This is a genomic window from Rhodosalinus halophilus, from assembly GCF_003298775.1.
GTDB classification, from domain to species: domain Bacteria; phylum Pseudomonadota; class Alphaproteobacteria; order Rhodobacterales; family Rhodobacteraceae; genus Rhodosalinus; species Rhodosalinus halophilus.
Genome location: NZ_QNTQ01000013.1, coordinates 99,010 through 124,838 on the forward strand (window position 1 = coordinate 99,010; position 25,829 = coordinate 124,838).

Genomic DNA, 25,829 nt, shown 5'->3' on the forward strand with positions numbered 1-25,829 from the left:
ACCACCCGCCTCCGCACCCGGCGCCGGCGCCTCCCGGTCCCTTCCTCTTGCCGGAAATACCCCGGGGGAGTCGCCCGGCACGGGCGACGGGGGCAGCGCCCCCTCTTCCTCGTCGCCGCCCTCAGCCATCCGGGCGCTCCAGCCGCCGCACCTCGATCGGGGCGAAGGTCTCCTCCTGCCGGATCTCGATGCGTCCCTCCCGCGCGAGCTCCAGCGTGGCGGCGAAGGTGGCGGCGGTGGCCGAGCGCCGGCGGCTCGGCTCCGCGCGCCATCCCTCGGGCAGATAGACCGAGATGTCCGTCCATGTCCCGGCGAAGCCGATCATGCCGCGCATCCGTTCCAGCGCCTCCTCCATGGTGTAGACCGACTGCCGGTCGAAGGCCCAGGGGCGGAACTCGTCGCGGGTGCGGATGCGCGCGTAGGCCTGCATGAGGTCGAGCAGCGTGGCCGTGTAGCGCACCCGCTTGACGCGCTCCACCCGTTCTGTGCGGCCGCGGGCGAAGACGTCCCGCCCCAGCCGGTCGCGCGCCATGAGCCGCGCCGCCGCGTCGCGCATCGCCTGCAGCCGCTCGAGCTGGAAGGCGAGATAGGCCGCCATCTCGTCGCCCGAGGGCCCCTCTTCCTCGGGATCGGGCGGCAGCAGGAGGCGCGACTTGAGAAAGGCGAGCCAGGCCGCCATCACCAGATAGTCCGCGGCGAGCTCGATGCGCAGCGCGCGCGCCTTCTCGACGAAGGCGAGATACTGCTCCGCGAGTTGCAGGATCGAGACGCGCCGCAGGTCGACCTTCTGGTTGCGCGAGAGCGTCAGCAACACGTCCAGCGGCCCCTCGTAGCCGTCGACGTCCACGATCAGCGCCTCGGCGGCGAGACGCGCCGAAACGCTGTCCTGCGGGGCTTGTTCGAACTCCTGCTCAGCCATCGCGCGCCTTGGCCAGAAGGGCCTCATGCTTCGCCTCGAGCGCGGCGATGTCAACCGGCTCGGCCGCGCGCCGGCGGGCCAGCGCCGTCTCGGCGCGGCGGCGCGCCTCGGGCGCGAGCGGGCCGGCCTGTGCAACCACCTCCTCCATCTCGGGCAGATCGCCGTTGCAGTGCAGCGCCACGTCGCAGCCCGCCGCGATCGCCGCCGCAGCGCGCGCGCCGAGGCGGCCGCTCAGCGCCTGCATCGAAAGGTCGTCGGTCATCAGCAGCCCGTCGAAGCCCAGCTCGTCGCGGATGAGCCGGATGACCGGGGCTGAGATCGTCGCCGGGCGGTCGTCGAGCGCGGCGTAGACGACATGCGCGGTCATGCCCAAGGGCAGGTCGGACAGCGCCGCAAAGGGCGCGAAATCGGTCAGGCGCAGGTCGGCGCGCGACGCCTCGACGCGCGGCAGGGCGCGATGGCTGTCGGCCCGGGCGCGGCCATGGCCGGGAATATGCTTGAGCACCGGCAGAACCCCGCCCGCCATGAGTCCCTCGGCCACGGCGCGGGCGCGCGCGGCGACCTCTCCGGGCGTCTCGCCGTAGCAGCGGTCGCGCAGGAAGGGGTGGGTGGCCGGCGTCGCCAAATCGGCGATGGGGGCGCAGTTCACATCGATGCCCAGCGCCGCCAGTTCATGCGCGATGATCCGGTAGCGCAGCCGCAGCATCTCTGCCGCCGCCCCGCCCGCGCGCGCGACAGCCTCCAGCGGCGGCAACCAGCGTCGGCCGGTATCGGCCGACAGCCGTGCCACGCGCCCGCCCTCCTGGTCGATGAGCACCGGCGCCGCGCGCCCTACGCTCTCTCGCAACGCGGCGACCAGCGCCGCGGTCTGTCCGGCGCTTTCGCAGTTGCGCGCGAAGAGGATGAAGCCCCAGGGGTCGGCCTCCCGAAAGAAACGCGCCTCCGCGGGTCCGAGCGCCAACCCCGCGCAGCCCAGGATCGCGGCGGCCGGCGCGCTCACCGCGTGACGACGGGGATGCAGTCGGCCCCTTCCGCCATGAGCGTCGCGCAGAAGCGGCGGGCGTCGGCCAGATCCTCGAAGCCCATGGCGCGGAGCCGCCAGAAGGTCCGCCCCCCGCTCTGCGCGCGCTGCACGACGCGCGTCTTGCCCTCGAGATAGGCTTCGAAGCGCGCGTCCAGCCGCGCCCATTCGCGGCGTGCGACATCCGCGCTTTCGTATGCGCCGAGCTGCACGAGCCGCGTGCCGGCCGGCAGGCTGGCGGGATCGGCCTCGGGAACCGCTTCGTCGGCGGAGGGCGCAGCAGCTGCGCCCGGTGCGAGCGAGGCGGTCCGCAGCGCCTGCGGCCGCGCCTGGGGCCGCAGCGAGCGCGCCGGCACGCCCGCGGCCGCCGCGATCGAAACCGCCTCCGGGGAGGGATCGGACTCCGCGGCCGGATCGGCCTCGGCGGCCTCTTCCCCGGCATCGGTGGAGGACGCAGCGGCTGGCGCGACCCTGTCGTCTCCGGTCTCGTCAGGCGTCCGTGGCACGCCGCCCAGCGAGACGCGCACCTCGGAGGCCCCCGCATCCGCGAGCGGCGCAAGGGGGCGGGCATCGCCCGCGATCTGGTCGGCGAGCGCCAGAAGGGCGGGGCTCGGCGCCTCGCCGCCGGACGCCGGCGGCGCCTGCTCCGCCGCCCGGGCTGCGAGTTCCGCCTGCGGGCGATCCTCGTCGGTCAGGGTGACGGCGCGCGGCGCGAGCACCAGCCGTTCGGGCGGCGGCGCGGCGGTGCCAGTCCCGGCCACCACATTGACCGAGAGTCCCTGATGCGCGGCCGGCCGGCCGCCAGGGTTCTCGGGCTGGATGCGCGAGACACCTTCGGCGGCGCGTACCACGGGCACCCCGTGCACGTCGCGCACCACCAGCCCGTAGCCCCAGACCCCGATGCCGGCGATCAGCGCGAGCGAGACCGCCGCCGCCCCGATCTGGGTGAACTGCGTGATCGACGGCCGCTTCGCCGCCGTGGTCGCGGGCTCGCCGTGACCCGTGTCGTTGTCCGTCATGTCCCGCCTCGTTTCGTCCGGCCCGCAGGGCCGGCTCCGACTGCTCTTGCCTGTCTGCGCCGGCGGGCGTGCGATCTAGCGCATCTCTTCCGCCGGCGTCACGCCAAGGATACCAAGACCGGCGGAAATGACAACGGCGCAGGCGCGGGCGAGCGCGAGGCGGGCCGCGCTGCCCTGGGGATCGTCCTCCTGCAGGAAGCGCAGCGCCGGCTCGTCGTGGCCGCGATTCCACAGCGCGTGCAGTTCGCTCGCGAGGTCGTAGAGGTAGAAGGCGATGCGGTGCGGCTCGCAGTTCTTCGCCGCGATCTCGACCAGCCGCGGCCACTCGGCGATCTTCTTGGCCAGCGCCAGTTCGGCCTCGTGCGCCAGAGGCGAGAGATCGGCGGCCCGCAGATCGGCGTCCCGGGCGGCCAGCCCGGCGTCGGCGGCCTTGCGCATCAGCGAGCAGACGCGCGCATGGGCGTATTGCACGTAGAAGACGGGGTTGTCCTTCGACTGCTCCAGCACCTTGTCGAAGTCGAAATCGAGCGGCGCGTCGTTCTTGCGCGTGAGCATGACGAAGCGGGTCACGTCCGGGCCCACCTCGTCCACGACGTCGCGCAGCGTCACGAAGGTGCCCGCGCGCTTGGACATCTTGAAGGGCGCGCCGCCCTTGTAGAGCTTGACGAGCTGCATCAGCTTCACGTCGAGCGGCACCGCGTCCTGCGAAAGCGCGGCGACCGCGGCCTTCATCCGCTTGACGTAGCCGCCGTGGTCGGCGCCGAAGACGTCGATCAGCCAGTCGAAGCCGCGCTCGACCTTGTCGTAGTGATAGGCGATGTCGGGGGCGAAGTAGGTCCAGCTGCCGTCCGATTTCATCACCGGGCGGTCCACGTCGTCGCCGTAGTCGGTGGAGCGGAAGAGCGTCTGCTCGCGCGGCTCCCAGTCCTCGGGCGTCTTGCCCTTGGGCGGCTCCAGAACGCCCTCGTAGAGAAGCCCGCGGTCGCGCAGGCTGTCGAGCGCGGCCTCGATCCGGCCGGTGCCGTAGAGCGACTTCTCGGAGAAGAAGACGTCCATCTCCACACCGAGCGCCTTCAGATCCGCGCGGATGAGCTCCATCATCGCGTCCGTGGCGAAGTCGCGCACGGGCGCGAGCCATTCGGCCTCGGGCCGGCCGACGTAGGCATCGCCCACCTCGGCCTTCAGTGCCTCGCCCACGGGCACGAGGTAGTCGCCGGGATAGGTGCCCTCCTCGAAGGCGACCTCCTGCCCGTGCGCCTCGAGATAGCGCAGGTAGACCGAGCGGGCGAGCACGTCGACCTGCGCGCCGCCGTCGTTGATGTAGTATTCGCGCGTGACGGCGTAGCCCGCGAAGTCCAGCAGGCTCGCCAGCGCATCGCCGAAGACCGCCCCGCGGGTGTGGCCCACGTGCAGCGGGCCGGTGGGGTTGGCCGAGACGTATTCGACGTTGACGCTCAGCCCCTGCCCCAGCGCCGACCGCCCGAAATCGCGCCCCTCGCCCAGCGCGGCGGCCAGCACGCCGTGCCAGACCGCGGGCGCGAGCCGCAGGTTGAGAAAGCCGGGGCCGGCGACCTCGGCGCCGGCGACGCGCGGATCTCCGGCGAGGCGGTCGGCCAGCGCCTGGGCGATGTCGCGCGGCTTCATGCCGGCGGGCTTGGCCAGCACCATCGCGGCGTTGGTGGCCATGTCGCCATGGGCGGGGTCGCGGGGCGGCTCGACCGTGACGTTGGAGAAGTCGAGGCCGCCCGGAAGCGTGCCGGCATCGACCAGCGCCTCGAGCGCGGCGACGACGCCCCCGTGCATCTCGGAAAAGAGGTTCATGGCACTCCCCGCTGCAAGCTGCGGCGGGGTTTACCACGCGCGCGGCGGGCGTCAACGCCGCGCGCGGGGCCGCTCGGTGGCCCTTGCGGGCCGTCTCGCTGGGGCCGGCGTCGGGGTCGGTCTGCCGGCGCGAGGCGGTCCCGGCGCCTCAGGCGCTGCGCGCCGGCGCAGGCACCGATGCGGCGTCGAAGTCCCGCGCGACCCAGCGCGCCACGAGGTCGGGCGACAGGCCTGCACGCGCGGCGACGCGGGCCTCCGCCTCCGGGGTCAGGCGCCACAGGCCCACGCCGATGCGGTCGCGCCCCTTGCCCCGCCGGCCCAGCACCTCCGGCGCGGCGCCGATGCGGACATAGATCCGCTCCATCCGCGCGTCGAAGACGCCCAGCAGGTGCTCGAGCCCGGCCGCGCGCATCACCGCGCCGCCGCCCAGCATCAGCGCCGCGGCGACCTGCCCCTCCGCGCGCGGCGCGAGGCAGAAGCGCGTCACCTCCCAGATGAAGGGGCTGGACGTCACGCCCGCCACATCGGCGAAATGCTCGTTGACCATGCAGCGGCCCGCGGTCGGCATCAGCCGGAAGGAGCCGCCATGCCCGCCCTCCGCGCGCTGCCAGATCAGGTAGAGCGGATCGAGGGCGTCGTAGGCGTCGCGCTCGCGGCCGTCCGCATCCACCTGCACCTCCCAGCCGAGGCGGTCGCGGAACTGCGCCGCGCGGTGGCGGAACATCTCGTCGGCCAGCCGCGGGTGTCGGGCCAGCCGTTCGGCGGACAGCAGTCGCAGCATGATGGGGCTCCCTCTCGCCGTGCGATGCGGCAATTTCGGGAGCGGTGGTTGACGGCGCGCGCGCGGACCGCCCGTTGCGTTCAGGGGCCGATCACGATCAGCCCGCGGCTCATGGCGCGGGCGACGGCGTGGGTCGTGTTGAGCGCGCCAAGCTTGAAGCGCGCGCTCTCGATGTAGGCGCGCAGCGTATGCTCGGAGATCGACAGCGTGTCGGCCACCTGGGCGCGCGAATAGCCGATGGCCAGCAGCGTCATCGCGTCGAGCTCGCGCGGCGAGAGCTGCGCCTGGTGCTCGGGCAGCCGGCCGGCCTCGAACTCGAGCGCCTTCCGGTTGAAGGCATGGGCGACGAGGATCAGCTCGCGGCAGTGCGCCGCGGTGAAGACGGCCCAGGCGGTGTCGTCACAGTCGTGATTGACGGTGAAGAGCGCGAACTGCCCCGCCGGCCCGCGGATCGGCACGGAGAAGCCCTGCCGTCCGAGGCCGTGGTCGCGCGCATCGCGCAGAAAGGCGCGGACCGCGCGCGAGCTCCAGTCGAGGCGCTTCCAGTCCACCGGGTGGAAGCGGCGGTAGCAGCCCTGGATCACCGGATCGATCCGCAGGTATCCGCGCTCCAGATACCGCTCGACCCAGGCGCGGGGATAGGTGCCGCAGCCATATTGCTCCCCGTCGGGACTGACCCAGTGATAGACGAGGTGATCGACTGCGTAGTGGGCGCGCAACGCCTCGATCGCGGCCTGCAGATCGTCAGGCGCAGTGGCGGCGTCCAGCCTTTCCAGAATGCTTTCCAGCCGAGATGCGCTCACCGGCCGCCGTCCCCCCTGCCCCCGACGCGATTTCGGACATGGCGAGCAGACGCACGTCCAGCAACTCGCCGGCGAGTTCCGGCAAGCCGTTCGCACGTGCATACGCCCCGAGATCCTCCAGAACGTCGAGTATCCAGTCGTGCTGCATGGGCGAGTCTGTTCGGCAAGGTGTTAACGGGCGGTTAATGCAACTCTAGCATGCAGCACCCCGTCCGGCGAACCCGCCGATCTATCCCCCCCGGAAATGGCGGGGCGGCGAAGGACAAGTCCCTGATGCGCGGCGCCGCGCGCGGCGCCGTCAGGCCGGCGATGGCGCGGCCGGTCAGCCGCGGGCGGCCAGCGCGTCCTCGAAGGTGCGGAGCCCGGTGCGCGGCGCCTGCACCAGCACCGCCATGTTGCCCGGCTTGTGCGCGTTGCGCAGCATCTTCATGTGCGCGGCCGGCAGGTCGTCCCAGGGGAACACCTCGGACATGCAGGGATCGAGCCGGCGCTCGAGCATCAGCTTGTTGGCCGCGCTCGCCTGTTTGAGATGGGCGAAATGGCTGCCCTGCAGCCGCTTCTGGTGGCTCCACATGTGGCGCACGTCGAAGGTGCAGTTGTAGCCCGTGGTACCGGCGCAGATCACCACCATGCCGCCGCGCTTCACCACGAAGGTCGATACGGGGAAGGTCGCCTCGCCCGGGTGCTCGAAGACCATGTCGACGTTCACGCCCTTGCCGGTGATCTCCCAGATCGCCTTGCCGAAGCGGCGCACCTCGGCGAACCACTCCTTGTATTCGTCGGTGCCGACCTCCGGCAGCCGGCCCCAGCAGGAGAAGTCCTTGCGGTTGATGACGCCCTTGGCGCCGAGGCCCATGACGAACTCGCGCTTGTCCTCCTCCGAGATCACGCCGATCGCGTTGGCGCCCGCAGTGTTGATGAGCTGGATCGCGAAGGAGCCGAGGCCGCCCGATGCCCCCCAGACCAGCACGTTCTGGCCGGGCTTCAGGTCGTGCGGCTCGTGGCCGAAAAGCATCCGGTAGGCGGTGGCCAAGGTCAGCGTGTAGCAGCCCGACTCCTCCCAGGTCAGGTGCTTCGGCCGCGGCATCAGCTGCTGCGCCTGCACGCGGGTGAACTGCGCGAAGGAGCCGTCGGGGCTCTCGTAGCCCCAGATGCGCTGGCTGGGCGAGAGCATAGGGTCGCCGCCGTTGCACTCCTCGTCGTCGCCGTCGTCCTGGTTGCAGTGCACGACCACCTCGTCGCCCACCTTCCAGCGCGTGACCTTGTCGCCGACCTTCCAGACGATCCCGGTCGCGTCCGACCCGATGATGGCATAGGGGGCCTTGTGGCCGCGGAAGACGCTCGCCGGCTGGCCGAGGCAGGCCCAGACCCCGTTGTAGTTGACGCCCGCGGCCATCACCAGGACCAGGACTTCGTGGCTGTCGATCTCGGGGGTGTCCACGACCTCCTTCTGGAGCGCCTTGTCGGGCTCGCCGTGCCGCTCCTGCCGAAGGACCCAGGCATGCATCTTCTTAGGGACGTAGCCCAGGGGCGGCATCTCGCCCATCTCGTAGAGATCCTTTTCCGGCGCCTCGTACGGCGCGATGCCGGTTTCGGAATCAAGAGCCATGCGGGCCTCCCTCGCCAAATCCTGATGCCGCGCCGCAGAGTCGGCCCGGTCGGGATGGGGATACTGGCGGGCGCGCAACAATGCAACCTCCTGCGCGCGCCATTTGAAACTTTATGACCGAGCGCGCGCAGAAAGTCATTCTGCAGCCGCAGCATCCGGCGGCAGAAGATGCGCGATGGAGCGCGCGTAGAAGGAAAGAAGCGGCCTCTGCGACTCCGCCGGCGAGAGCACGCCGCCCTCCTCCAGGATGACCCGCCGCGCCGTGAGCTGCCCCACGGCCTGCGCGAGCGCCTCGGGGCGCGCGGCGGGCGCGGCCCAGCCGTCGCCCAGCGCCTGGGCCCGTGCCTCGAGCGCCTCCCGGTCCATCGGCCCTTCCGCGAGCAGCAGATGCGCCACGAGCGGCACCGGCACCGCCGGCACCGCCGCGCCGATCCGGTCCATGAGTTCGGCGGCCAGCCGTTCGGTCTCCGCTGCTCCCTCGCCGCGGAAGCCCGAGAGCGAGAGCGGCCGGCCGAAACGCACCGCGGCCTGGCCGAAGCGGCGGTGCCGGCCCCGGAGCTTCAGCCAGAGCTGCCCGAGCACGAAGCGCGCGATCGCCGAGGGCCGCGCGCGGAAGCGCCGCCCGCCGGTCTCGCCGGCGCGGGTGAGCAGCCGGTCCTCGAGCACGCGGTCGTAGTTCAGCCCGACCGGCACGAAGACCACGTCGCGCCCCTGGGTGTCGGCCTCGGCGATATACTTCAGCAGGCCGAGCTTGGGCGGTCCGAGACCGCCGGTCAGGCTGAGCCCGCCCTCGGGATAGATCGCCTGGGTCACGCCGCCCTCGGTGGCGAGCTGGACGTAACGCGCCAGCACCCGGCGATAGAGCATGTTGCCTTCGCGGCGGCGGATGAAGTAGCCGCCCAGCGCCCGGATCAGCCGCGAGACCGGCCAGATCCGCGCCCACTCGCCCACCGCGTAGGCCAAGGGCGAGGTCTCGGCCACCAGATGGGTCAGCAGCACGTAGTCCATGTTGCTGCGGTGGTTCATCACGAAGACGACCGTGGCGTCGCGGTCGATCCGGCCCACCACCGCGGCCCGCTCCAGACGCACCGCGTAGAGCGTCCCCGACAGCCAGCGCGCGAGCCGGATGGCGAGGCCGAAATAGAGCGAGGCGGAAAAGGCCGGCACGATCTCGCGCGCGTAGCGGCGGGCGCGCTCGAAAGCCACGCTCTCGGGGATGCCCTCGGCCTCGGCGGTGGCGACGACCGCGCGGCTCACCTCGGGGTCGTAGATCAGCCGCTGGATCGTGTCGTGCCGCTCGGCCAGCTTGAAGGGCCGGATCGGCCGCTCCAGCCGCTCGTTCAGCCGGGCCACGGCCCGCTCGAGCCTGCGACGGAAGAACCAGCGCACCGAGGGAAACAGGAAATGCGACGCGAAGGTCACCGCCGCGAAGGCGAGGATCAGCAGGAAGAGCCAGAGCGGCAGGGTGACGGAGGCGGTCATCCCATGGATATTGAAGGCTGCGGGCCCCGGCGTAAATCCATGTCCGACGGCCGCGGCTCCGCCCGGGCCATGCCGCGATGCAGCGAATTGACCGGGCAGATCGTTTCAAGTAAATCGGGCCATGCGCAACAATGTTGCCCAACCAAGAGCGAGGCCCCAGATGACCGAACCGACGAGAGACCGCCCCTGGCTGATGCGGACATATGCGGGTCATTCGACCGCGCAGGCCTCGAACGAACTCTATCGCCGCAACCTCGCCAAGGGACAGACGGGGCTTTCGGTGGCCTTCGACCTGCCGACGCAGACCGGCTACGACAGCGACCATGTCCTCGCGCGCGGCGAGGTGGGCAAGGTCGGCGTGCCGATCGCGCATCTGGGCGACATGCGCACCCTCTTCGACCAGATCCCGCTCGAGCAGATGAACACCTCGATGACGATCAACGCGACGGCGCCCTGGCTGCTCGCGCTCTATGTCGCGGTGGCCGAGGAGCAGGGCGCCGAGGTGTCGAAATTGCAGGGCACGGTGCAGAACGACATCATCAAGGAATACCTCAGCCGGGGCACTTACATCTGCCCGCCGAAACCCTCCCTTAGGTTGATTACGGACGTGGCCGCATACTGCTATCGGGAGATTCCGAAATGGAACCCGATGAACGTTTGTTCCTATCATTTGCAGGAGGCGGGCGCGACGCCGGAACAGGAACTCGCCTTCGCGCTCGCCACAGCGACGGCCGTTCTGGATGACCTCAAGGGAAAGGTGCCGGAAGAGGACTTCCCGATCCTGGTCGGGCGCATTTCCTTCTTCGTGAACGCGGGCATCCGCTTCGTCACCGAGATGTGCAAGATGCGCGCCTTCACCGAACTCTGGGACGAGATCTGCCGCACCCGCTATGGCGTCGAGGATCCCAAGCTGCGCCGCTTCCGTTACGGCGTGCAGGTCAATTCGCTGGGGCTCACGGAACAGCAGCCGGAAAACAACGTCTATCGCATCCTGCTCGAGATGCTGGCGGTCACGCTGTCGAAGAAGGCGCGCGCGCGGGCCGTGCAGTTGCCGGCCTGGAACGAGGCGCTTGGCCTGCCGCGTCCCTGGGATCAGCAGTGGTCGCTCAGGATGCAGCAGATCCTCGCCTACGAGACCGACCTGCTGGAATACGACGACCTTTTCGAGAACAATCCCGTGGTCGAAGCCAAAGTCGAGGATCTGAAGGAGGGCGCGCGCCACGAGCTCGCCAATCTCGACGCGATGGGCGGCGCGGTTTCGGCGATCGAATACATGAAGGCGCGGCTGGTGGACAGCAATGCCGAGCGCGTCAACCGGATCGAGCGGGGCGAGACGGTCGTCGTCGGCGTGAACAAATGGACCGAGGCGGAGCCGTCGCCGCTGATGGGCGAGGATGGCGGCATCATGGTCGTGGACGCGGCGGTCGAGCAGGACCAGATCGACCGGCTGAACGCATGGCGCGAGGCCCGCGACGACGCCGCCGTGAAAGCCGCGCTGCAAGAGCTTCGCGCCGCCGCCGCCGAAGGGCGCAACATCATGCCGCCTTCCATCGCCGCAGCGAAAGCGGGCGTCACCACCGGGGAATGGGCCGAGCAGATGCGCGCCGTCTTCGGCGAGTATCGCGCGCCCACCGGCGTCTCGAAAAGCCCGTCCAACAAGACCGAGGGCCTGGACGAGATCCGCGCCGCGGTGGACGCGGTCAGCGACCGGCTGGGCCGTCGCCTGCGTTTTCTGATCGGCAAACCGGGCCTCGACGGCCATTCCAATGGCGCGGAACAGATCGCCTTCCGCGCGCGGGATTGCGGCATGGAGATCGACTACGCCGGCATTCGCCTGACGCCCGAGGAAATCGTGCGCGAGGCGAAGGAGAAGGAGGCGCATGTCGTCGGACTCTCGATCCTTTCGGGCAGTCATATTCCGCTGGTTGAAGATGTGATGCGCCGGATGCGCGCCGAGGGAATGGAGGGCGTGCCGGTGATCGTCGGCGGAATCATTCCAGAGGAAGATGCGCGCCGACTCGCCGCGATGGGGGTCGCGCGCGTCTATACGCCGAAGGATTTCGAGCTGAACGCGATCATGCAGGATGTCGTCACGCTCGCCGATCCGAAAGCCGTGGCGGCACAATAATCACTCCCACCCGCCAATTCGTGCGAATATCGCGCAGAAGAGACCCATAACGGCGCACCGCTGCGTAATTGTCACGGGAATGCGACTGTGCCTTGAAAAACGAGGCGGAAAGGCGCATCACCGTCTCATTGGAGGCCGCTTTCGGTCTCGACTATGTGCGGACAATCGGTGAGAAAAGAATGAAACCCGACCTCGAAAACATGTCGCGAGACGAATTGCTTCAGCTGAAGGCGGACATCGACCGCGCGCTGGAGAGCCTGGAGACGCGCCGCAAGGCCGAAGCGCTCAAGGCTGCTGAAGATGCCGCGCGCAAGTACGGCTTCTCCTTGCAGGAGCTCAAGGAGGTCGGCGGCAAGCGCACCAAGGGCGTGCCCCGCTATCGCAACCCCAAGAACCCGAGTCAGACCTGGACCGGGAAGGGCCGCAAGCCCAAATGGGTGCTGGAAGCGCTCGACGAGGGCATTCCCATGGAAAAGATGGAAATCTGAAAGGGCGGCATGACGGAAAAGGCGGTCGCGGTCCGCGTCGCCGGCCGGGTGCAGGGGGTGTCCTTCCGTGCCTGGACGCAGGCCGAAGCCGAGGCGTTGGGACTCGACGGATGGGTGCGCAACGCCGCCGACGGCAGCGTGGAGGCGCATCTGCAGGGTCCGGCGGATGCCGTCGAGGCGATGTTGCGCCGCTTACGCGAGGGCCCGTCCGCAGCCCGCGTGACGCACGTGCTCACTGAGACCGCGGAGCCCGTCTCGGGCCTCGGCGGCTTCACCGTCCGCGGCTGACGCCGCAGAGAACAGGCAGCCCATGACCATTCATATCGGCGCACGGCCCGGCGACATCGCCGAGACCGTGCTCATGCCCGGCGATCCCTACCGCGCCCGCTGGGCGGCGGAGCGGTTTCTCGAGGCGCCTCGCCTGGTCAACGAGGTGCGCGGGATGCTTGGCTACACCGGCACCTGGCGGGGACACCCGGTAACGTTCCACGGCTCGGGCATGGGGATGCCCTCGCTGTCGATCTATGCCAACGAGCTGATCCGCGACTACGGCGCGCGCAGGCTGATCCGCATCGGCTCCTGCGGGGCGATGCAGGCGGGCGTGAAGCTGCGTGATCTGATCCTCGCGATGACGGCCTCGACGCTCTCGACCCCCTCGCGCGGGATCTTCCGCGAGCTGCAGTTCGCGCCCTGCGCCGACTGGGGCCTGCTGCGTGCCGCGGCCTCGGCGGCCGAAGCGAAGGGCGCCCCCTATCACGCCGGCGGCATCTATTCCTCGGACGTCTTCTACGACGAGCGCCCGGACCTGAACGACGCCATGACGCGCCACGGCGTGCTGGCGGTCGAGATGGAGGCGGCCGAACTCTACACCGTTGCCGCCCGCCACGGCGCCAGCGCGCTCGCCGTGCTCACCGTCTCGGACCACCTGCTGACGGGCGAGGCGCTGAGCAGCGAAGAACGCGAGACAGGCTTCGAGGCGATGGTCGAGGTCGCGCTGGAGGCCGCCTTCGCCTGACCGTCAGAGCCCGTGGCTCCGGTCGTAGGGGTTGCGCTCGGGCGGCTGCCAGCCCTCCAGCGCGCCCTCGGCGGGCGCGAAGACCTCCACAAGCAGCGGAAAGCAGGCGGCGGCGTCGCTGGAATGCTCCGCCGAGCAGTCGCCGCCGGGGCAGGCGCTGAGCGCGCCCAGGAGGTCGATCTCGGCGAAGAACTCCAGGTGATCGCCGGGGCGCACCGGGCTGGCCTTCATGAAATACTGCCCCGTGTCGCGCGTGAAGCCCGTGCACATGAAGACGTTGAGCACGTCGTGCACATGGCCCTCCGCCTCTGCGGGCGGCATCCCGACCTCTTCGGCCAGCGCCCGCGTCAGGTTCGAGTGGCAGCAGTGGTGGTAGGCGTCCCCGCCCGAGAGCAGCGCGTGGGTGTAGGGATCGCAGCGCGTGCCGATCACGTCGTGCACCCGGCCCCCGAAATCGTCCGTGCCGTACCAGTCGAGCGTGTCCTCGACGATGGTGGCCAACGGCCGGAGATGGGGGAAGGCCGACCACATCCGGTCGCCGATGCCGAGGTGCGTGCCGTGCAGCGCGCGCGTCTTTCCGGAATAGAACCGCTCGGAGAGATCGGCCGCGTTCCACAGGTTCAGGTCGCCAACCTGCGGCCCCTCGACGCTGGTGATGCGGAAGAACTGCCCGGCGCCCACGCGAAAGCAGCGTGCCTCGCGGGGCGGCACCGTCACCTCGGCGATCCTTTCGGCCGTCGCGCGCGCGGCGCGGTAGAGCGCCAGGTCGGGTGACGCCAGCGTCTCGTCGGGATAGGCGATCACCGGCGCCACGGCGCGGCGGGCATCGGCATCATCGGGGGCCGGTCGGGACATGGGCGCGCTCCTCAATGGACGGCTGCACCCTGCCCCGCCCGGCCGCCGGAGAAAAGCCCGGCTCAGGCAGCGTCGGGCAGGTCGTAGCCACCCGGCGCGGCCGGCGCCACGGGGTGCGGCGGCATCTCGAAATACGCCCAGGCGTCTTCCAGGATCTTCAGCGCCTCGGCGGCGTGGTCGGCGGGGGCCTTCATCTGCTCGGTCATTGTATCGGTCTTTCGGTCGGGGGAATCCTCCCTTGGCCCGAAAGATAGACACGCGATCGGCTAACCGCACCGCACAGGGTTGCATTCTCGGATTGCGCCCCGCGCAAGTTCCGCCACGGCACGCGCTCAGGCGACGAGCAGGTGCCCGCCAAGCCCCAGCGCGAAGCCGCCCACGGCGCCGAGAGGCGGCAGCCAGTCGCCCGGCGCCTTCGCCTGCGGAGCGATGTCCTGGAAGATCAGATAGAGAATGCCGCCGGATGCGACGAGCATGATGGCCCCCAGGACGGCGGGCAGGTCGGCGAGGACGAAGAGCCCGAGCGCGGCCGCCCCCGGCCCCACGAGCGCGAGCGCGGTGAAGAGCGCCACGACCCGCCGGGGCGGCTGATGCCGAGCCGATTCGATCTCGTTGAACGCCGCGTAGCCCTCCGGGAGGTTCTGCAGGAAGATCAGCCCGGCCAGCAGCACCGCCGTTCCCATGTCGATCGCGAGGAGCGCGCCGAGGGCTGCCGCCTCGGGCAGGTAGTCCAGAAGCATCGCCAGGAGCTGCGCCCCCGCCCCGCCATGCGCCTCCACGGCGCGGTCCACGAAGAAGAAGAGCACTCCGCCCAGCAGAAGGAACAGCACGGCCTGCCACGCGGCAAGATCCTCCGAGCCGTCCGGCACCAGGACGAGCGCGACGGCAGACAGCAGCGCCCCGCCGCCGAACGCCGTGACACCGTGGCGGAGGCGCCGTTCGATCCAGGGGTCGTCGATGTGCTCGCCCAGCGCCATCAGCGCGCCGAGCGGCATGGCGAGCCCGGCGCCACCCGCGAGCAGCAGCGCGGGAAGAAGCGGCGCCGCGCCCTCCATCCTAGACCGCGCGTTCGACCATCATCTTCTTGATGTTGGCGATCGCCTTTGCCGGGTTCAGCCCCTTGGGGCAGGTCTTGGCGCAGTTCATGATGGTGTGGCAGCGGTAGAGCTTGAACGGGTCCTCGAGGTCGTCCAGCCGCTCTCCGGTCGCCTCGTCGCGGCTGTCGATGATCCAGCGGTAGGCGTGCAGCAGCGCCGCGGGCCCGAGGTAGCGGTCGCCGTTCCACCAGTAGGAGGGGCAGGCCGTCGAGCAGCAGGCGCACATCACGCATTCGTAGAGCCCGTCGAGCTTCTCGCGGTCCTCGATCGACTGGCGCCATTCCGTGGCCGGCGTGTTCGACTTCGTCTCCAGCCAGGGCATCACCGCCTCGTGCTGGGCGTAGAAGTGGGTGAGGTCGGGAATCAGATCCTTGACCACCGGCATGTGCGGCAGCGGATAGATCTTCACGTCGCCCTTGATCTCGTCCATGCCGTAGATGCAGGCCAGCGTGTTGATCCCGTCGATGTTCATCGCGCAGGAGCCGCAGATCCCCTCGCGGCAGGAGCGGCGGAAGGTGAGCGTGGGGTCGATCTCGTTCTTGATCTTGATCAGCGCGTCCAGAACCATCGGCCCGCAGTCGTCCATGTCCACCCAGTAGGTGTCGACGCGCGGGTTCTCGCCGTCGTCCGGGTTCCAGCGATAGATCTGGAACTTGCGCAGGTTGGTCGCGCCCTCCGGCTTCGGCCAGGTCTTGCCGGTGCGGATCTTGGAGTTCTTCGGCAGGGTGAACTGAACCATCTCGGTCGCCTCCTCAGTAGACCCGCGCCTTGGGCGCGATGCGCTTCAGGTCGATGCCGCCCTCGTTGTGGCCCATAAGCGGGTTCAGATGGACCGGGCGGTAGTCGAGGCGGAAGTCGCTGCCTTCCACCCAGGCGAGGGTGTGCTTGCGCCATTCCTGGTCGTCGCGCTCGGGGAAGTCCTCGTGGGCATGCGCGCCGCGGCTTTCCTTGCGCGCCTCGGCGCTCGCGATGGTCGCCAGCGCGTTGGGCATCAGGTTGGTCAGCTCCAGCGTCTCCATCAGGTCCGAGTTCCAGATCAGCGAACGGTCGGTGACGGAGAGATCGTCGAGCTTGCCGGCGATCGCGGTCATCTTGTCGAGGCCCTGCTTCAACGTCTCTTCCGTGCGGAAGACGGCCGCGTCCTCCTGCATGGTCTTCTGCATCTCGAGGCGCAGTTCCGCCGTGGGCGTGCCGCCCTTGGCGTGACGCAGCCCGTCGAAGCGGTCCAGCGCCTCCTCGATCGCCGAGGCCTTGGGCACCGGCACCGGCGTGCCCTTCTCGACGACCTCGCTCGCCCGGATGGCGGCGGCGCGGCCGAAGACCACCAGATCGATGAGCGAGTTGGAGCCCAGACGGTTCGCCCCGTGCACGCTGGCGCAGCCGGCCTCGCCCACGGCCATGAGGCCGGGCGCGATCGCGTCCGGGTCGTCCGCGGTCGGGTTCAGCACCTCGCCCCAGTAGTTCGTCGGGATGCCGCCCATGTTGTAGTGCACCGTGGGCAGAACCGGGATCGGCTCCTTGGTGACGTCAACGCCGGCGAAGATGCGCGCGGACTCCGAGATTCCCGGCAGCCGCTCGGCCAGCGTCTCGGGCGGCAGGTGGTTGAGGTGCAGGTGGATGTGGTCCTTGTTCGGCCCCACGCCCCGGCCCTCGCGGATCTCTATGGTCATGCAGCGGCTGACCACGTCGCGGGAGGCGAGATCCTTGTAGGTGGGCGCGTAGCGCTCCATGAAGCGCTCGCCCTCGGAGTTCGTGAGATAGCCGCCCTCGCCGCGGGCGCCCTCGGTGATGAGGCAGCCCGAGCCGTAGATGCCGGTGGGGTGGAACTGAACGAATTCCATGTCCTGCAGCGGCAGGCCGGCGCGGGCGATCATGCCGCCGCCGTCGCCGGTGCAGGTATGCGCCGAGGTCGCCGAGAAATAGGCGCGGCCGTAGCCGCCGGTCGCCAGCACCACCATCTTCGCGGCGAAGACATGCATGGTGCCGTCGTCCAGCCGCCAGCACAGCACGCCCTCGCAGCGGCCGTCGTCGCTCATCAGCAGGTCGATGGCGAAATACTCGATGAAGAACTCGGCCTTCTGCTTGAGGCTCTGGCCGTAGAGCGTGTGCAGGATCGCATGACCCGTGCGGTCGGCGGCGGCGCAGGTGCGCTGCACGGGCGGCCCCTCGCCGAACTCGGTGGTGTGCCCGCCGAAGGGCCGCTGATAGATCTTGCCCTGTTCGGTGCGCGAGAAGGGCACGCCGTAGTGCTCGAGCTCGTAGACCGCCTTCGGCGCCTCACGGGCGAGGTATTCCATCGCGTCCACGTCGCCCAGCCAGTCGGAGCCCTTCACCGTGTCGTACATGTGCCACTGCCAGTGGTCGGGGCCCATGTTGCCGAGGGAGGCGGCGATGCCGCCCTGCGCCGCCACGGTGTGCGACCGGGTCGGAAAGACCTTGGTGACGCAGGCGGTGCGCAGGCCCTGCTCGGCCATGCCCAGCGTCGCGCGCAGGCCCGATCCCCCGGCGCCCACCACGACCACGTCGTAGACATGCGTTTCGTATTCGTATGCGGCCATGCTCGGTCTCCGGTCCTTTCAGAGGGCGATCTTCGCAACGGCGAAGATGCCGGTCGCGGCGGCGGCGTAGGCGAGGCAGATCGCCAGCACGATCAGCACCTTCTGCCGCGTGCCATGCACGTAGTCCTCGATCATGGTCTGAACACCGCCGCGGAAATGGATGAAGCCCACGAGGAAGGTCAGGATCGCCACGATCGCCGGGAAAGGCCGCTGATAGTAGGCGATCACCTCTTCATGGGTGCCGCCCAGCGCCTGCCCGAAGGTGAAGACGAAGGCGGGGATCAGCCCGATCAGCGCCGCGGAGGAGACGATCATGCTCCAGTGATGCTCGGTGCCGGACTTGGCGGCGCCCAGTCCCTCGGCACGTTTGCGGGCGGTGAGAATGCGCATCAGCCTCTCCCTCAGATCACGAGAACGGTGAAGATCGTCAGCAGCACCGAGCCGCCGATCATGATGTAGCCCATTGTGTAGCTGGACTTCAGATCGAGCCCGCGGCCCGAATCCCAGATCAGGTGCCGGATGCCGCCGAGACTGTGATACCAGAGCGCCCAGAGCGACAGGAAGAGCACGATGTCGCCGAACCAGCTGCGCAGAACCGCGTCGGCGGTGGCGAAATGCTCGGGGCCCGTCGCCGCGGCGAGCAGCCACCACACGACCATGAGCGCGCCCACGATCAGGCCGTTGCCGGTGATTCGCACGAAGATCGAGGTCACCGAGGTGAGCTGCGGGCGATACACCTGAAGATGGGGCGAGAGCGGGCGGTTGCCTCTGTTGACGTCTGCCATGGCATGTCCTTTCGGTCTCCGGCCACGGTGATAGCGCATTTGGCGGCGCTGTCACCCGTCGAGTGCGGTGAACCGCGCGGATTTTTCGCGGCACGGCCAGTTTTCCCCGATTTCGTGATCACACATTTCGCAGCTGTGATCACATCAGGCTCAAGGTGACGCTTCCAGCTCCGAGATCTGCCGGACCGTCTCGCGGATCAGTTTTTGACGGATGCGTTCGGGGTATTCCTCGAAGCCGTTCGCGGTCACGACGAAGGCGCCCTCGCCAGTGATCACGTTTTCCCAGTACCAGGCCGTCAGCTCCGGCTCGTCGCCCTCGATCACCAGGGCGTTGACCGTTATTCCCGCCGCGGCGAGGCGCGAACGGATCTCGGCGGGCGGGACGCCTTCGTTCGAGCGCCCGTCGCCGGAGACGTCGATCACCTTGCGCCGGCACTCGTGGACCTGCGCCATCTCGGAAAGCCCGACCTCCAGCGCCTCGCCGACCGCGGTGGAGAAGTTGCGCCAGATCCGCGCCTCGCGCGCCACCCGTTCGGCCAGGGCATCGGCGGCCGCGAAATCCGCGATGCGGGTCCAGGGCATGGTCACGCGCTGCCGGCCGGTGCCGGTCCACTGCATCAAGGCGACGTGCGCCTCGGCGCGCACCAGCGCCTCGGCCACCAGCCCGTCGCGCAGCGCCGCCGCCAGCCCGTCGCGCTGGATGCGCCAGTCGTCCTCGTCCACCGACCCCGAGACATCGACGGCGAGCAGGAGGGCCAGATCGCAGGCCGCGACAGGTGCCGGACGCGACAGGAGACCAGCGAGCAAGAGTGCGAAAACCGCGCGCATGCCTCACCATAGCACGTCGCCTGCGCGCCGCGGCCCCTACATTGCCGCGAGCACGCCGCCCAGAACGACGAGGCCTGTCAGCACGGCCGCCGGGCGCCAGGGCGTGCGCACGCCGGTCCGGCGCTCCGCCTGCCACGCGACGACGCCGGCCGGCACGCCCGCCACGAGGGCCATGCCGGTGGCGATCGCCGCCGCCTGCGCCGAGCCGGCCAGCACCGGCCCCGCGGCGAGCGCGCCCACACCCAGCGCGACCGACAGGAATGCCGCGCCGATGATGACGTAGAGCGCGCGAAAGAGGTGCCGCACCGGCGCGATGTCGTCCATGCCGTCATGCGACAGGATCTGCCGGTGATAGTCGGCCGGCGCCGGGCCGAAGAGATACTTCGCCGCCAGCGCGGCCAGCCCCAGCGCAGCCAGTCCGAAAAGCGCTGCCGTGATCTGCATCGCTGCCCCCTTCCCCTGAATACGAAAGAGGGTAGCACGAAAACGCGAAAGAACGGAGCACGCCCGTCAGACCGGCATGAGCGCCCAGTAATCGAGGTCGAGCAGGACATGCGGCAAGTACTTGCCGTCCTCGCCCTTCAGCGTGAAGGGCTCGCCGCCCTTGGTCGCCACGAGCCGCAGCCGGATCGCGCCCACGCCGGGCGCGCGGGTCTCTGCCTTGTCCAGCACTTCGGACCAGGCGCGCACGGTGTCGCCGGCGAAGCAGGGGTTGGCGTGCGCGCCCGCGTTGATGCCCGCGATCATCTGCGCGTTGGCGAGGCCATTGAACGACAGCGCGCGCGCCATGCTGATGACGTGCCCGCCGTAGATCAGCCGCTTGCCGTCGGCGCGCGGGGTGGCGTCGAAATGCGTCTTGGAGGTGTTCTGCCACAGGCGCGTGGCCATCATGTGCTCGGCCTCTTCCAGCGTGACGCCGTCCACGTGGTCGATCACCTCGCCCACCTCGTAGTCCGACAGGCGATGCGGCTCGCCCGCGAGGCCGAAGTCGTATTGCGTGAAATCGAGCCCCGCGGGAATCACCAGATCCTCCGCCGCGACATGCGGCGCGAGGTCGGGCACCACCGCCTCGGGCGCCGGGGCCTCCGGGTCGCGCTTGCGCACCATGACCCAGCGCTTGAACTCCATCACCGGCAGCCCGTGCTGGTTGAAGCCAGTGGTGCGCACGTAGACGACGCCGGTCTTGCCGGAACTGTTCTGCTTGAGCCCGATCACCTCGGACGAGGCGCGCAGCGTGTCGCCCGCATAGACGGGCCGCAGCCAGCGCGCCTCGGCGTAGCCGAGGTTCGCCACCGCGTTGAGCGAGATGTCGGGCACCGACTTGCCGAAGACCACGTGAAAGGCCATCAGGTCGTCCACCGGGCTCGCCGGCAGGCCGCAGACCCGCGCGAACTCGTCCGAGGAATAGAGCGCGTGCCGCGCCGGGTAGAGCGCGTGGTAGAGCGCCCGCTCGCCGCCCGAGATCGTGCGCGGCACGGCGTGGGGGATCACCTCCCCCACCGTGTAGTCCTCGAAGAAGCGGCCGGGGTTCGTCTTGACGCGCGGCGTCTTGTCCTTGGGCATCTCAGAGCTCTCCCAGCTTGAGGTCGGGGTGATACTCGCCCGCCACCTCCTTCACCACCGCCTGCCCGCAGCGCATCACGCCGTTGCCGGTGTCATAGGCATAGGTCGGATCGCCGTAGAGCTCCCAGCCCGCGTTCAGCGCGGCGGTCACCTTGTGGCAGAAGGCGCTGGTGTCGTCGGCGGTGAGAAAACGGTAAAGGCGCATGAAGATCACCCGAAGGCCGGATAGCCGAACCAGTAGTGGACCCAGGCGATCAGGCCATAGACCACCAGCGTGCCCACCACGGCGCCGATCTCCTTGCCCGTCGAGGCGCGCGGCGGCGGCGCGGGATGCGCGGTCTGCCGGTTGATCAGGATGACCTCGACCACCGCCCAGGCCAGCAGGCCGCCGAAGAGGATGAGCGAGGGCAGATCGCCGTTGACGATCAGGTGCCCCACGGCCCAGGCCTTGATCGCGGTGAGCTGCGGGTGGCGGATGTAGGCGGTGATCCGCGTCTTCATGCCGGAGGCGGCGAAGAGATAGACGGCGAGCAGGTTGAGCAGGTTGTTGATCCCCACCGTCGCCGGGTGCCGCCCCCACCAGAAGCCCGCGTCGGCATTGCGGTAGCCCCACCACATCAGCACGATCGAGAGCAGCACCAGCACCGCGACCAGGCCCTTGGCCGTATCGCCCATTCGCGCCCGCGCGTCGGGCGCCACGCGCTTGAACAGATGCGCGCCGCTCCACAGCAGCACGCCCAGGATCAGAACCGTCAGTGCCATCGCCAGTCTCTCCCTGCCCCGTCCGGGCGCTACCCTAGATCAATGGGCGAGCGCCGCAATGGCCTCTGCCTTGGCCAGCGTGCGGCGCGCGGTCTCGACATGCAGATTCTCGACGATTCGGCCGTCCACCACGGCCACGCCCTCGCCGCGCGCCTGCGCCTCGTCGAAGGCCTCGATCTGGCGGCGGGCGAGCTCGATGTCCTCGGCCGCGGGGGCAAAGATCGCGTTGGCCGTGGCGACCTGCGCGGGATGGATCAGCGTCTTGCCGTCGAAGCCCAGGTCGCGGCCCTGCTCGCATTCCGCCCTCAGCCCGTCCTCGTCGCGGAAGTGGTTGAAGACGCCATCGACGGAGACCTTCCCTTCGGCCCGCGCGGCCATCAGCATGGCCTCCAGCGCGTAGAGCATCGGCAGCCGGTCGGCGCGCATGGCGCAGCCCAGTTCCTTGGCAAGGTCGTTGGTGCCCGCCACGAAGCCCGCAAGCCGCGGATGCGCGGCGATGGCGGGCGCGTTGAGGATGCCGCGCGGCGTCTCCATCATCGCCCAGAGCGGCGTGTCGTCGCCCATGAGCTCCGCCGCGCGGTCGAGGTCGCCCGGCCCGGAGACCTTGGGCAGCAGGAGCCCGTCGAAATCCGCGCCCTGCATCGCGGTGATGTCCGCGGCGCCCCACTCCGTGTCCAGCCCGTTGACCCGCACCAGACGCGCCTTCTTGCCGTAGCCACCGGCGTCGAGCTCCTTGCGCAGGGTCTCGCGCGCCTCCTGCTTGGTGTCGGGCGCCACCGCGTCCTCAAGGTCGAAGATGATCGCGTCCACGGGCAGGCCGCGCGCCTTCTCCAGCGCGCGCTCCTTGGAGCCGGGAATGTAGAGCACCGAGCGATACGGGCGCGATCGTTCGTCCATGACCTCTCCTCCGCAACAAAGTTGCGCGCCTATGGGCCATGTTCGCGCCTGGGGTTCAAGCCCCTTTTGCAGTCGCAGCATTGCGGGCAGGCGGGCGGCGCACGGCCCGGCAACGCTTCGGCAACCACGGCCGGCCACGGTACGCCCCCGTATACAAAGGCAGATGGAGGACTGCGCATGAAAGACCTGGTCATCCACGCCATGGGCCTCGGGCTGATCGCGCTCGCTGCGGCGACCTCGGCCGGGATGGCCGAAACCCGGCCGGCCGGGCCGCCGTCGGCGCCGACGGCGGTCTGCGATTCGGCGGTGGAAGGCACAGGCGCCCCGGCATGAGGCGGGCCCAGGCACCCGCCTGTAGGGTGCGAGGTCCCCTCGCACCGCCACCCCCCGCCCCAAGGGGTGCGACCGTCAGGTCAGCGCGTCCCAGACGAGCTTGGCGCCCGTCAGAGTCAGCAGCAGATAGGTTAGCGCGAAGAAGGCGCGCTCGGGCACGAGGAAATGCGCCTTCACGCCCGCCCAGGCGCCCAGCAGCGCGAAGGGGGCAAGCGCCAGGTTGGCGATCAGCGTCTCGGCGGTAAAGATCCCGAGCACCGCATAGGGCACCGCCTTGGCGATATTGACGATCCAGAAGATCAGCACCGTCGTCGCCTGATAGGTCGTCTTGTCCGGCCGCCCGGAGAGCAGATAGACCGCCGCGGGCGGCCCGCCGGCGTGGCTGACGAAACTGGTGAAGCCGGCCGCGAGCCCGGCCGCCAGACCCCAGCCCGCGCCCAGCCGCCGCGAAGCCGGACGGATCAGCCCGCGCGCCTGCGCCAGCCGCCAGCCGACGAAGGCGAGCGCGATCGCCCCGATCAGCAGGCGGATCATGTCGTCGTCGGCCACCCGCCAGAGCGCCACGCCCAGGCCCACCCCCGGCAGCGCGCCGAGGATCAGGAGCCGCCCCGCCTGCCAGTCCCAGCGCCGCCAGTAGGGGCGCAGGGTGGCGAGGTCGATGAGCATCAGCAGCGGCAGCATGATGCCAAGCGCCTGTCCCGGCGGCATGACGAGCGCCAGAATCGCCGCCGAGGCGAAGGCCGCGCCCGAGCCGAAGCCGCCCTTCGACACGCCCGCGAAGGCCACCGCCACGGCGGCCAGCGCGAAGATCTGCGCGTCCATCTGCATCGGCCGGATTCCTTCCTTGTGCCGCAGGCTTAGCGCGCGGCCGGCACGGTCGCCAGCGACAAGCCGTGCGGCGCGCTCTTGCGCCGGCGGGTCCGAAGCTCTAGGCCATGCGCCGATCTCAACCGGAGCGGAGTGACAGTCTCATGGCCAGACCCAGGATCGCGCTGATCGGCGCGGGGCAGATCGGCGGCACGCTCGCCCATCTCGCGGCGATGAAGGAGCTGGGCGACGTCGTGCTCTTCGACATCGCCGAGGGCCTGCCGCAGGGCAAGGCGCTCGACATCGCCGAGTCCGGCCCGTCGGAAGGCTTCGACGCCGCGCTGAAGGGCACGCAGGACTACGCAGATATCGCGGGCGCCGACGTCTGCATCGTCACCGCAGGCGTCCCGCGCAAGCCGGGGATGAGCCGCGACGATCTGCTCGGCGTCAACCTCAAGGTGATGAAGGCCGTGGGCGAGGGCATCAAGGAGCACGCGCCCGGCGCCTTCGTCATCTGCATCACCAATCCGCTCGACGCGATGGTCTGGGCGCTCAGGGAGTTCTCGGGCCTGCCGCACGAGAAAGTCTGCGGCATGGCCGGTGTGCTGGACAGCGCGCGCTTCCGGCACTTCCTGAGCCTCGAGTTCAACGTGTCGATGAAGGACGTGACCGCCTTCGTCCTCGGCGGGCACGGCGACACGATGGTGCCGCTGACGCGCTACTCGACGGTCGCGGGCATCCCGCTGCCCGACCTGGTGCAGATGGGCTGGACGACGCAGGACAAGCTCGACGCCATCGTGCAGCGCACCCGCGACGGCGGCGCCGAGATCGTGGGCCTGCTGAAATCGGGCTCGGCCTACTACGCGCCCGCCACGAGCGCGATCGAGATGGCCGAGGCCTATCTCAAGGACCAGAAGCGCCTCCTGCCCTGCGCGGCCTGGTGCGACGGGGAATACGGTCTCGACGGTCTCTACGTCGGCGTGCCCACCGTAATCGGCGCGGGCGGCATCGAGCGGATCGTGGACATCAAGCTCAACAAGGACGAGCAGAAGATGTTCGACAATTCGGTCGAGTCGGTGCGCGGCCTCGTCACCGCCTGCAAGGGCATCGACGAAACCCTCGCCTGACGATCCCGCGGGGGCCGTGCCCGGCACGGCCCCTACCCGCCCGGAATGTCGCGCATCAGCCCGGAGAGAGACTCCGGCCCCGTGTAGCGGCGGCTGCCCTCGAACACGGGCGACCGCGCGAGCACCTTCTCGCGCTCCAGCATCTGCGCGTAATGGCCCGCGCCGCCGGCGTGCTGGCCGCGCGCGGCAATATACGCCAGACCCTCGCGGCCCCGCGTGAAGGGATAGTGCAGAAAGACCGCGATGCTCTCGGAGCAGGGAATCGCGCGATCGAGCTTGTGCGCGCCGCCGTTGAAGCGCATCCCCCGCCTCCAGCGGATCAGCCCAAGCTTCGTGGTGTTCAGCTCGCGGCGCAGCGCGGCGCCGGCCAGGGGACGCGCCAGCCGCCGCAACAGCGCCTGCGCCGGGCCGGCGTTCACCGGCCCGCCGGGCGAGAAGACCTGGCGCAGGAGCATGCGCGCCAGCGGGCCGGGGGCCGCCGCCTGCCCGAAGAGCCGCTCGCGCGCGCCGCCGCGCAGCTCGACCGGCGGCGTGGGATAGCGCCGGCGCGTGGCCGCCGTGATCGGGCGCATGATGTAGCCCGGCATCGCCTCACCCGGTCCGTCGAAGAAGGGAAAGGCCTCGGTCAGGCTGACGCCGTCGGCCGGGTCGAAGACATGCTCGGCCAGCGGGCGGTCCGCGTAGAGATCCAGCATCAGCGTCACCACCGCCTGCGCGCCCTCGCGGTCGAGCGCCGCGGTGTAGTCGCCAAGGCTCCGCCGCCCCATGCCGGGGAAGACGAAATGCTCGTCGAGATCGGGCACCAGGCACCATTTGTCCGCGCCGTGGCCGTCGAGCAACTCGCTGCGCCAGAACGCCTTGTGCTCGGCGTAGGTCGAGCCCTCGACCGGGCGGAAGACGGTCACGTCCGCCTCACCCGCGAGAAGCTCGGCGGTGCCGTCGTCCGAGCGGTCGTCCACGATCAGGAAGGCCGGCCGGCAGATCGAGCGGTAGTGCGCCAGAAAGGCCGGCAGGATGTTGGCCTCGTTGTGGGCGAGGGCCACGACGGGCGTCGCTTCCGGATCGGGATCCGGCCCGCCGTGTCGGATGAGCCGTTGCGGTCGCATGCGCCTCCCTGTCCTGTCGCCCGGC

29 protein-coding genes are annotated in these 25,829 nt (G+C 69.9%); 6 read left to right on the forward strand and 23 right to left on the reverse strand.

Features of this window, described 5'->3' with window-relative positions; genetic code table 11:
* Nucleotides 1–121 precede the first annotated feature (121 nt).
* The 8 genes from DRV85_RS13800 to DRV85_RS13835 form a co-directional block, all read right to left on the reverse strand.
* On the reverse strand, nucleotides 122–919 hold the full coding sequence (locus DRV85_RS13800; RefSeq protein ID WP_113290054.1) for a segregation and condensation protein A: 798 nt from the start codon (nucleotides 917–919) through the stop codon (nucleotides 122–124).
* On the reverse strand, nucleotides 912–1,919 hold the full coding sequence (locus DRV85_RS13805) for a glycoside hydrolase family 3 N-terminal domain-containing protein (RefSeq protein ID WP_113290055.1): 1,008 nt from the start codon (nucleotides 1,917–1,919) through the stop codon (nucleotides 912–914). Before DRV85_RS13805 ends, DRV85_RS13800 begins: the two co-directional genes overlap by 8 nt.
* Nucleotides 1,916–2,959 (reverse strand): SPOR domain-containing protein, encoded by a 1,044-nt coding sequence (locus DRV85_RS13810; RefSeq protein WP_113290056.1) that lies wholly within the window; start codon nucleotides 2,957–2,959, stop codon nucleotides 1,916–1,918. The genes DRV85_RS13805 and DRV85_RS13810 overlap by 4 nt, the downstream gene beginning before the upstream one ends.
* Nucleotides 2,960–3,034: 75 nt before the next feature.
* On the reverse strand, nucleotides 3,035–4,780 hold the full coding sequence (gene argS / locus DRV85_RS13815; protein WP_113290057.1) for an arginine--tRNA ligase: 1,746 nt from the start codon (nucleotides 4,778–4,780) through the stop codon (nucleotides 3,035–3,037).
* A 148-nt stretch (nucleotides 4,781–4,928) separates the two neighbouring features.
* A complete protein-coding gene (locus DRV85_RS13820) occupies nucleotides 4,929–5,561 on the reverse strand; it encodes an acyl-homoserine-lactone synthase (protein WP_113290058.1) in 633 nt (210 codons plus the stop codon).
* An 80-nt stretch (nucleotides 5,562–5,641) separates the two neighbouring features.
* Entirely contained in the window at nucleotides 5,642–6,364 is a 723-nt protein-coding gene (locus tag DRV85_RS13825; RefSeq protein ID WP_233495520.1) for a helix-turn-helix transcriptional regulator, read from the reverse strand.
* Between the two features lie 322 nt (nucleotides 6,365–6,686).
* Nucleotides 6,687–7,973 (reverse strand): crotonyl-CoA carboxylase/reductase, encoded by a 1,287-nt coding sequence (gene ccrA, locus DRV85_RS13830; protein WP_113290060.1) that lies wholly within the window; start codon nucleotides 7,971–7,973, stop codon nucleotides 6,687–6,689.
* A 135-nt stretch (nucleotides 7,974–8,108) separates the two neighbouring features.
* Nucleotides 8,109–9,455, reverse strand: a complete 1,347-nt coding sequence (locus tag DRV85_RS13835) for a 1-acyl-sn-glycerol-3-phosphate acyltransferase (protein ID WP_113290061.1) — start codon at nucleotides 9,453–9,455, stop codon at nucleotides 8,109–8,111.
* 160 nt (nucleotides 9,456–9,615) lie between these two features.
* Here DRV85_RS13835 and DRV85_RS13840 point away from each other — a divergent pair, with 160 nt between their 5' ends.
* The 4 genes from DRV85_RS13840 to deoD all read left to right on the forward strand — a co-directional run bounded on the left by DRV85_RS13840 (nucleotide 9,616) and on the right by deoD (nucleotide 13,086).
* The gene (locus DRV85_RS13840) at nucleotides 9,616–11,583 is read left to right on the forward strand and encodes a protein meaA (protein WP_113290062.1); all 1,968 of its coding nucleotides are present in this window, start codon (nucleotides 9,616–9,618) and stop codon (nucleotides 11,581–11,583) included.
* Between the two features lie 179 nt (nucleotides 11,584–11,762).
* Entirely contained in the window at nucleotides 11,763–12,071 is a 309-nt protein-coding gene (locus tag DRV85_RS13845; RefSeq protein ID WP_113290063.1) for an H-NS histone family protein, read from the forward strand.
* Nucleotides 12,072–12,080: 9 nt separating this feature from the next.
* Complete coding sequence (locus tag DRV85_RS13850) at nucleotides 12,081–12,359, forward strand: acylphosphatase (protein WP_113290064.1); 279 nt, start codon at nucleotides 12,081–12,083, stop codon at nucleotides 12,357–12,359.
* Between the two features lie 22 nt (nucleotides 12,360–12,381).
* Nucleotides 12,382–13,086, forward strand: coding sequence for a purine-nucleoside phosphorylase (gene deoD, locus DRV85_RS13855; RefSeq protein WP_113290065.1), 705 nt, complete (start codon nucleotides 12,382–12,384; stop codon nucleotides 13,084–13,086).
* 3 nt (nucleotides 13,087–13,089) lie between these two features.
* Here deoD and DRV85_RS13860 read toward each other — a convergent pair whose 3' ends face one another.
* From DRV85_RS13860 to DRV85_RS13915, 13 genes are all read right to left on the reverse strand, one after another.
* On the reverse strand, nucleotides 13,090–13,941 hold the full coding sequence (locus DRV85_RS13860; protein WP_113290066.1) for an urea carboxylase-associated family protein: 852 nt from the start codon (nucleotides 13,939–13,941) through the stop codon (nucleotides 13,090–13,092).
* A gap of 62 nt (nucleotides 13,942–14,003) precedes the next feature.
* A complete protein-coding gene (locus DRV85_RS19205; RefSeq protein WP_158540157.1) occupies nucleotides 14,004–14,147 on the reverse strand; it encodes a hypothetical protein in 144 nt (47 codons plus the stop codon).
* 126 nt (nucleotides 14,148–14,273) lie between these two features.
* Nucleotides 14,274–14,996, reverse strand: coding sequence for a ZIP family metal transporter (locus DRV85_RS13865; protein WP_113290067.1), 723 nt, complete (start codon nucleotides 14,994–14,996; stop codon nucleotides 14,274–14,276).
* A gap of 1 nt (nucleotide 14,997) precedes the next feature.
* On the reverse strand, nucleotides 14,998–15,777 hold the full coding sequence (locus DRV85_RS13870) for a succinate dehydrogenase iron-sulfur subunit (RefSeq protein WP_113290068.1): 780 nt from the start codon (nucleotides 15,775–15,777) through the stop codon (nucleotides 14,998–15,000).
* Nucleotides 15,778–15,790: 13 nt separating this feature from the next.
* On the reverse strand, nucleotides 15,791–17,596 hold the full coding sequence (sdhA, locus tag DRV85_RS13875) for a succinate dehydrogenase flavoprotein subunit (protein ID WP_113290069.1): 1,806 nt from the start codon (nucleotides 17,594–17,596) through the stop codon (nucleotides 15,791–15,793).
* 18 nt (nucleotides 17,597–17,614) lie between these two features.
* Nucleotides 17,615–17,986, reverse strand: coding sequence for a succinate dehydrogenase, hydrophobic membrane anchor protein (sdhD, locus tag DRV85_RS13880; protein ID WP_113290070.1), 372 nt, complete (start codon nucleotides 17,984–17,986; stop codon nucleotides 17,615–17,617).
* Nucleotides 17,987–17,997: 11 nt separating this feature from the next.
* On the reverse strand, nucleotides 17,998–18,381 hold the full coding sequence (sdhC, locus tag DRV85_RS13885; RefSeq protein WP_113290071.1) for a succinate dehydrogenase, cytochrome b556 subunit: 384 nt from the start codon (nucleotides 18,379–18,381) through the stop codon (nucleotides 17,998–18,000).
* A gap of 150 nt (nucleotides 18,382–18,531) precedes the next feature.
* Nucleotides 18,532–19,188: a DUF1194 domain-containing protein gene (locus tag DRV85_RS13890; RefSeq protein WP_420820923.1), complete on the reverse strand. Its 657-nt coding sequence runs from the start codon at nucleotides 19,186–19,188 to the stop codon at nucleotides 18,532–18,534.
* A 57-nt stretch (nucleotides 19,189–19,245) separates the two neighbouring features.
* A complete protein-coding gene (locus tag DRV85_RS13895) occupies nucleotides 19,246–19,653 on the reverse strand; it encodes a hypothetical protein (protein WP_113290073.1) in 408 nt (135 codons plus the stop codon).
* Between the two features lie 66 nt (nucleotides 19,654–19,719).
* Nucleotides 19,720–20,772 carry a MaoC family dehydratase gene (locus DRV85_RS13900; protein ID WP_113290074.1) on the reverse strand — a complete coding sequence of 351 codons (1,053 nt, stop codon included), beginning with the start codon at nucleotides 20,770–20,772 and terminating at the stop codon, nucleotides 19,720–19,722.
* A gap of 1 nt (nucleotide 20,773) precedes the next feature.
* Complete coding sequence (locus DRV85_RS13905) at nucleotides 20,774–20,977, reverse strand: DUF1737 domain-containing protein (RefSeq protein WP_113290103.1); 204 nt, start codon at nucleotides 20,975–20,977, stop codon at nucleotides 20,774–20,776.
* Nucleotides 20,978–20,982: 5 nt separating this feature from the next.
* Nucleotides 20,983–21,528, reverse strand: a complete 546-nt coding sequence (locus DRV85_RS13910; RefSeq protein ID WP_113290104.1) for an NnrU family protein — start codon at nucleotides 21,526–21,528, stop codon at nucleotides 20,983–20,985.
* Nucleotides 21,529–21,573: 45 nt separating this feature from the next.
* Nucleotides 21,574–22,431 carry an HpcH/HpaI aldolase/citrate lyase family protein gene (locus DRV85_RS13915; protein ID WP_113290075.1) on the reverse strand — a complete coding sequence of 286 codons (858 nt, stop codon included), beginning with the start codon at nucleotides 22,429–22,431 and terminating at the stop codon, nucleotides 21,574–21,576.
* Between the two features lie 177 nt (nucleotides 22,432–22,608).
* Here DRV85_RS13915 and DRV85_RS19210 point away from each other — a divergent pair, with 177 nt between their 5' ends.
* On the forward strand, nucleotides 22,609–22,764 hold the full coding sequence (locus DRV85_RS19210) for a hypothetical protein (protein ID WP_158540158.1): 156 nt from the start codon (nucleotides 22,609–22,611) through the stop codon (nucleotides 22,762–22,764).
* A gap of 75 nt (nucleotides 22,765–22,839) precedes the next feature.
* On the opposite strand, the gene DRV85_RS13920 is transcribed toward DRV85_RS19210, so the two are convergent.
* Nucleotides 22,840–23,586 carry a sulfite exporter TauE/SafE family protein gene (locus tag DRV85_RS13920; RefSeq protein ID WP_420820925.1) on the reverse strand — a complete coding sequence of 249 codons (747 nt, stop codon included), beginning with the start codon at nucleotides 23,584–23,586 and terminating at the stop codon, nucleotides 22,840–22,842.
* Nucleotides 23,587–23,735: 149 nt separating this feature from the next.
* Here DRV85_RS13920 and mdh point away from each other — a divergent pair, with 149 nt between their 5' ends.
* Nucleotides 23,736–24,698 (forward strand): malate dehydrogenase, encoded by a 963-nt coding sequence (gene mdh, locus DRV85_RS13925; protein WP_113290077.1) that lies wholly within the window; start codon nucleotides 23,736–23,738, stop codon nucleotides 24,696–24,698.
* A gap of 32 nt (nucleotides 24,699–24,730) precedes the next feature.
* On the opposite strand, the gene DRV85_RS13930 is transcribed toward mdh, so the two are convergent.
* Nucleotides 24,731–25,804 carry a glycosyltransferase family 2 protein gene (locus DRV85_RS13930; protein ID WP_113290078.1) on the reverse strand — a complete coding sequence of 358 codons (1,074 nt, stop codon included), beginning with the start codon at nucleotides 25,802–25,804 and terminating at the stop codon, nucleotides 24,731–24,733.
* Nucleotides 25,805–25,829 lie beyond the last annotated feature (25 nt).

Coding starts and splice junctions, on each gene's coding strand:
- DRV85_RS13800 (WP_113290054.1), bottom strand. CDS start 919: ATGGCTGAGCAGGAGTTCGAACAAGCCCCGCAGGACAGCGTTTCGGCG.
- DRV85_RS13810 (WP_113290056.1), bottom strand. CDS start 2,959: ATGACGGACAACGACACGGGTCACGGCGAGCCCGCGACCACGGCGGCG.
- argS (WP_113290057.1), bottom strand. CDS start 4,780: ATGAACCTCTTTTCCGAGATGCACGGGGGCGTCGTCGCCGCGCTCGAG.
- DRV85_RS13820 (WP_113290058.1), bottom strand. CDS start 5,561: ATGCTGCGACTGCTGTCCGCCGAACGGCTGGCCCGACACCCGCGGCTG.
- ccrA (WP_113290060.1), bottom strand. CDS start 7,973: ATGGCTCTTGATTCCGAAACCGGCATCGCGCCGTACGAGGCGCCGGAA.
- DRV85_RS13835 (WP_113290061.1), bottom strand. CDS start 9,455: ATGACCGCCTCCGTCACCCTGCCGCTCTGGCTCTTCCTGCTGATCCTC.
- DRV85_RS13840 (WP_113290062.1), top strand. CDS start 9,616: ATGACCGAACCGACGAGAGACCGCCCCTGGCTGATGCGGACATATGCG.
- DRV85_RS13845 (WP_113290063.1), top strand. CDS start 11,763: ATGAAACCCGACCTCGAAAACATGTCGCGAGACGAATTGCTTCAGCTG.
- DRV85_RS13850 (WP_113290064.1), top strand. CDS start 12,081: ATGACGGAAAAGGCGGTCGCGGTCCGCGTCGCCGGCCGGGTGCAGGGG.
- deoD (WP_113290065.1), top strand. CDS start 12,382: ATGACCATTCATATCGGCGCACGGCCCGGCGACATCGCCGAGACCGTG.
- DRV85_RS13860 (WP_113290066.1), bottom strand. CDS start 13,941: ATGTCCCGACCGGCCCCCGATGATGCCGATGCCCGCCGCGCCGTGGCG.
- DRV85_RS19205 (WP_158540157.1), bottom strand. CDS start 14,147: ATGACCGAGCAGATGAAGGCCCCCGCCGACCACGCCGCCGAGGCGCTG.
- DRV85_RS13865 (WP_113290067.1), bottom strand. CDS start 14,996: ATGGAGGGCGCGGCGCCGCTTCTTCCCGCGCTGCTGCTCGCGGGTGGC.
- DRV85_RS13870 (WP_113290068.1), bottom strand. CDS start 15,777: ATGGTTCAGTTCACCCTGCCGAAGAACTCCAAGATCCGCACCGGCAAG.
- sdhA (WP_113290069.1), bottom strand. CDS start 17,596: ATGGCCGCATACGAATACGAAACGCATGTCTACGACGTGGTCGTGGTG.
- sdhD (WP_113290070.1), bottom strand. CDS start 17,986: ATGCGCATTCTCACCGCCCGCAAACGTGCCGAGGGACTGGGCGCCGCC.
- sdhC (WP_113290071.1), bottom strand. CDS start 18,381: ATGGCAGACGTCAACAGAGGCAACCGCCCGCTCTCGCCCCATCTTCAG.
- DRV85_RS13895 (WP_113290073.1), bottom strand. CDS start 19,653: ATGCAGATCACGGCAGCGCTTTTCGGACTGGCTGCGCTGGGGCTGGCC.
- DRV85_RS13900 (WP_113290074.1), bottom strand. CDS start 20,772: ATGCCCAAGGACAAGACGCCGCGCGTCAAGACGAACCCCGGCCGCTTC.
- DRV85_RS13905 (WP_113290103.1), bottom strand. CDS start 20,977: ATGCGCCTTTACCGTTTTCTCACCGCCGACGACACCAGCGCCTTCTGC.
- DRV85_RS13915 (WP_113290075.1), bottom strand. CDS start 22,431: ATGGACGAACGATCGCGCCCGTATCGCTCGGTGCTCTACATTCCCGGC.
- DRV85_RS19210 (WP_158540158.1), top strand. CDS start 22,609: ATGAAAGACCTGGTCATCCACGCCATGGGCCTCGGGCTGATCGCGCTC.
- DRV85_RS13920 (WP_420820925.1), bottom strand. CDS start 23,586: ATGGACGCGCAGATCTTCGCGCTGGCCGCCGTGGCGGTGGCCTTCGCG.
- mdh (WP_113290077.1), top strand. CDS start 23,736: ATGGCCAGACCCAGGATCGCGCTGATCGGCGCGGGGCAGATCGGCGGC.
- DRV85_RS13930 (WP_113290078.1), bottom strand. CDS start 25,804: ATGCGACCGCAACGGCTCATCCGACACGGCGGGCCGGATCCCGATCCG.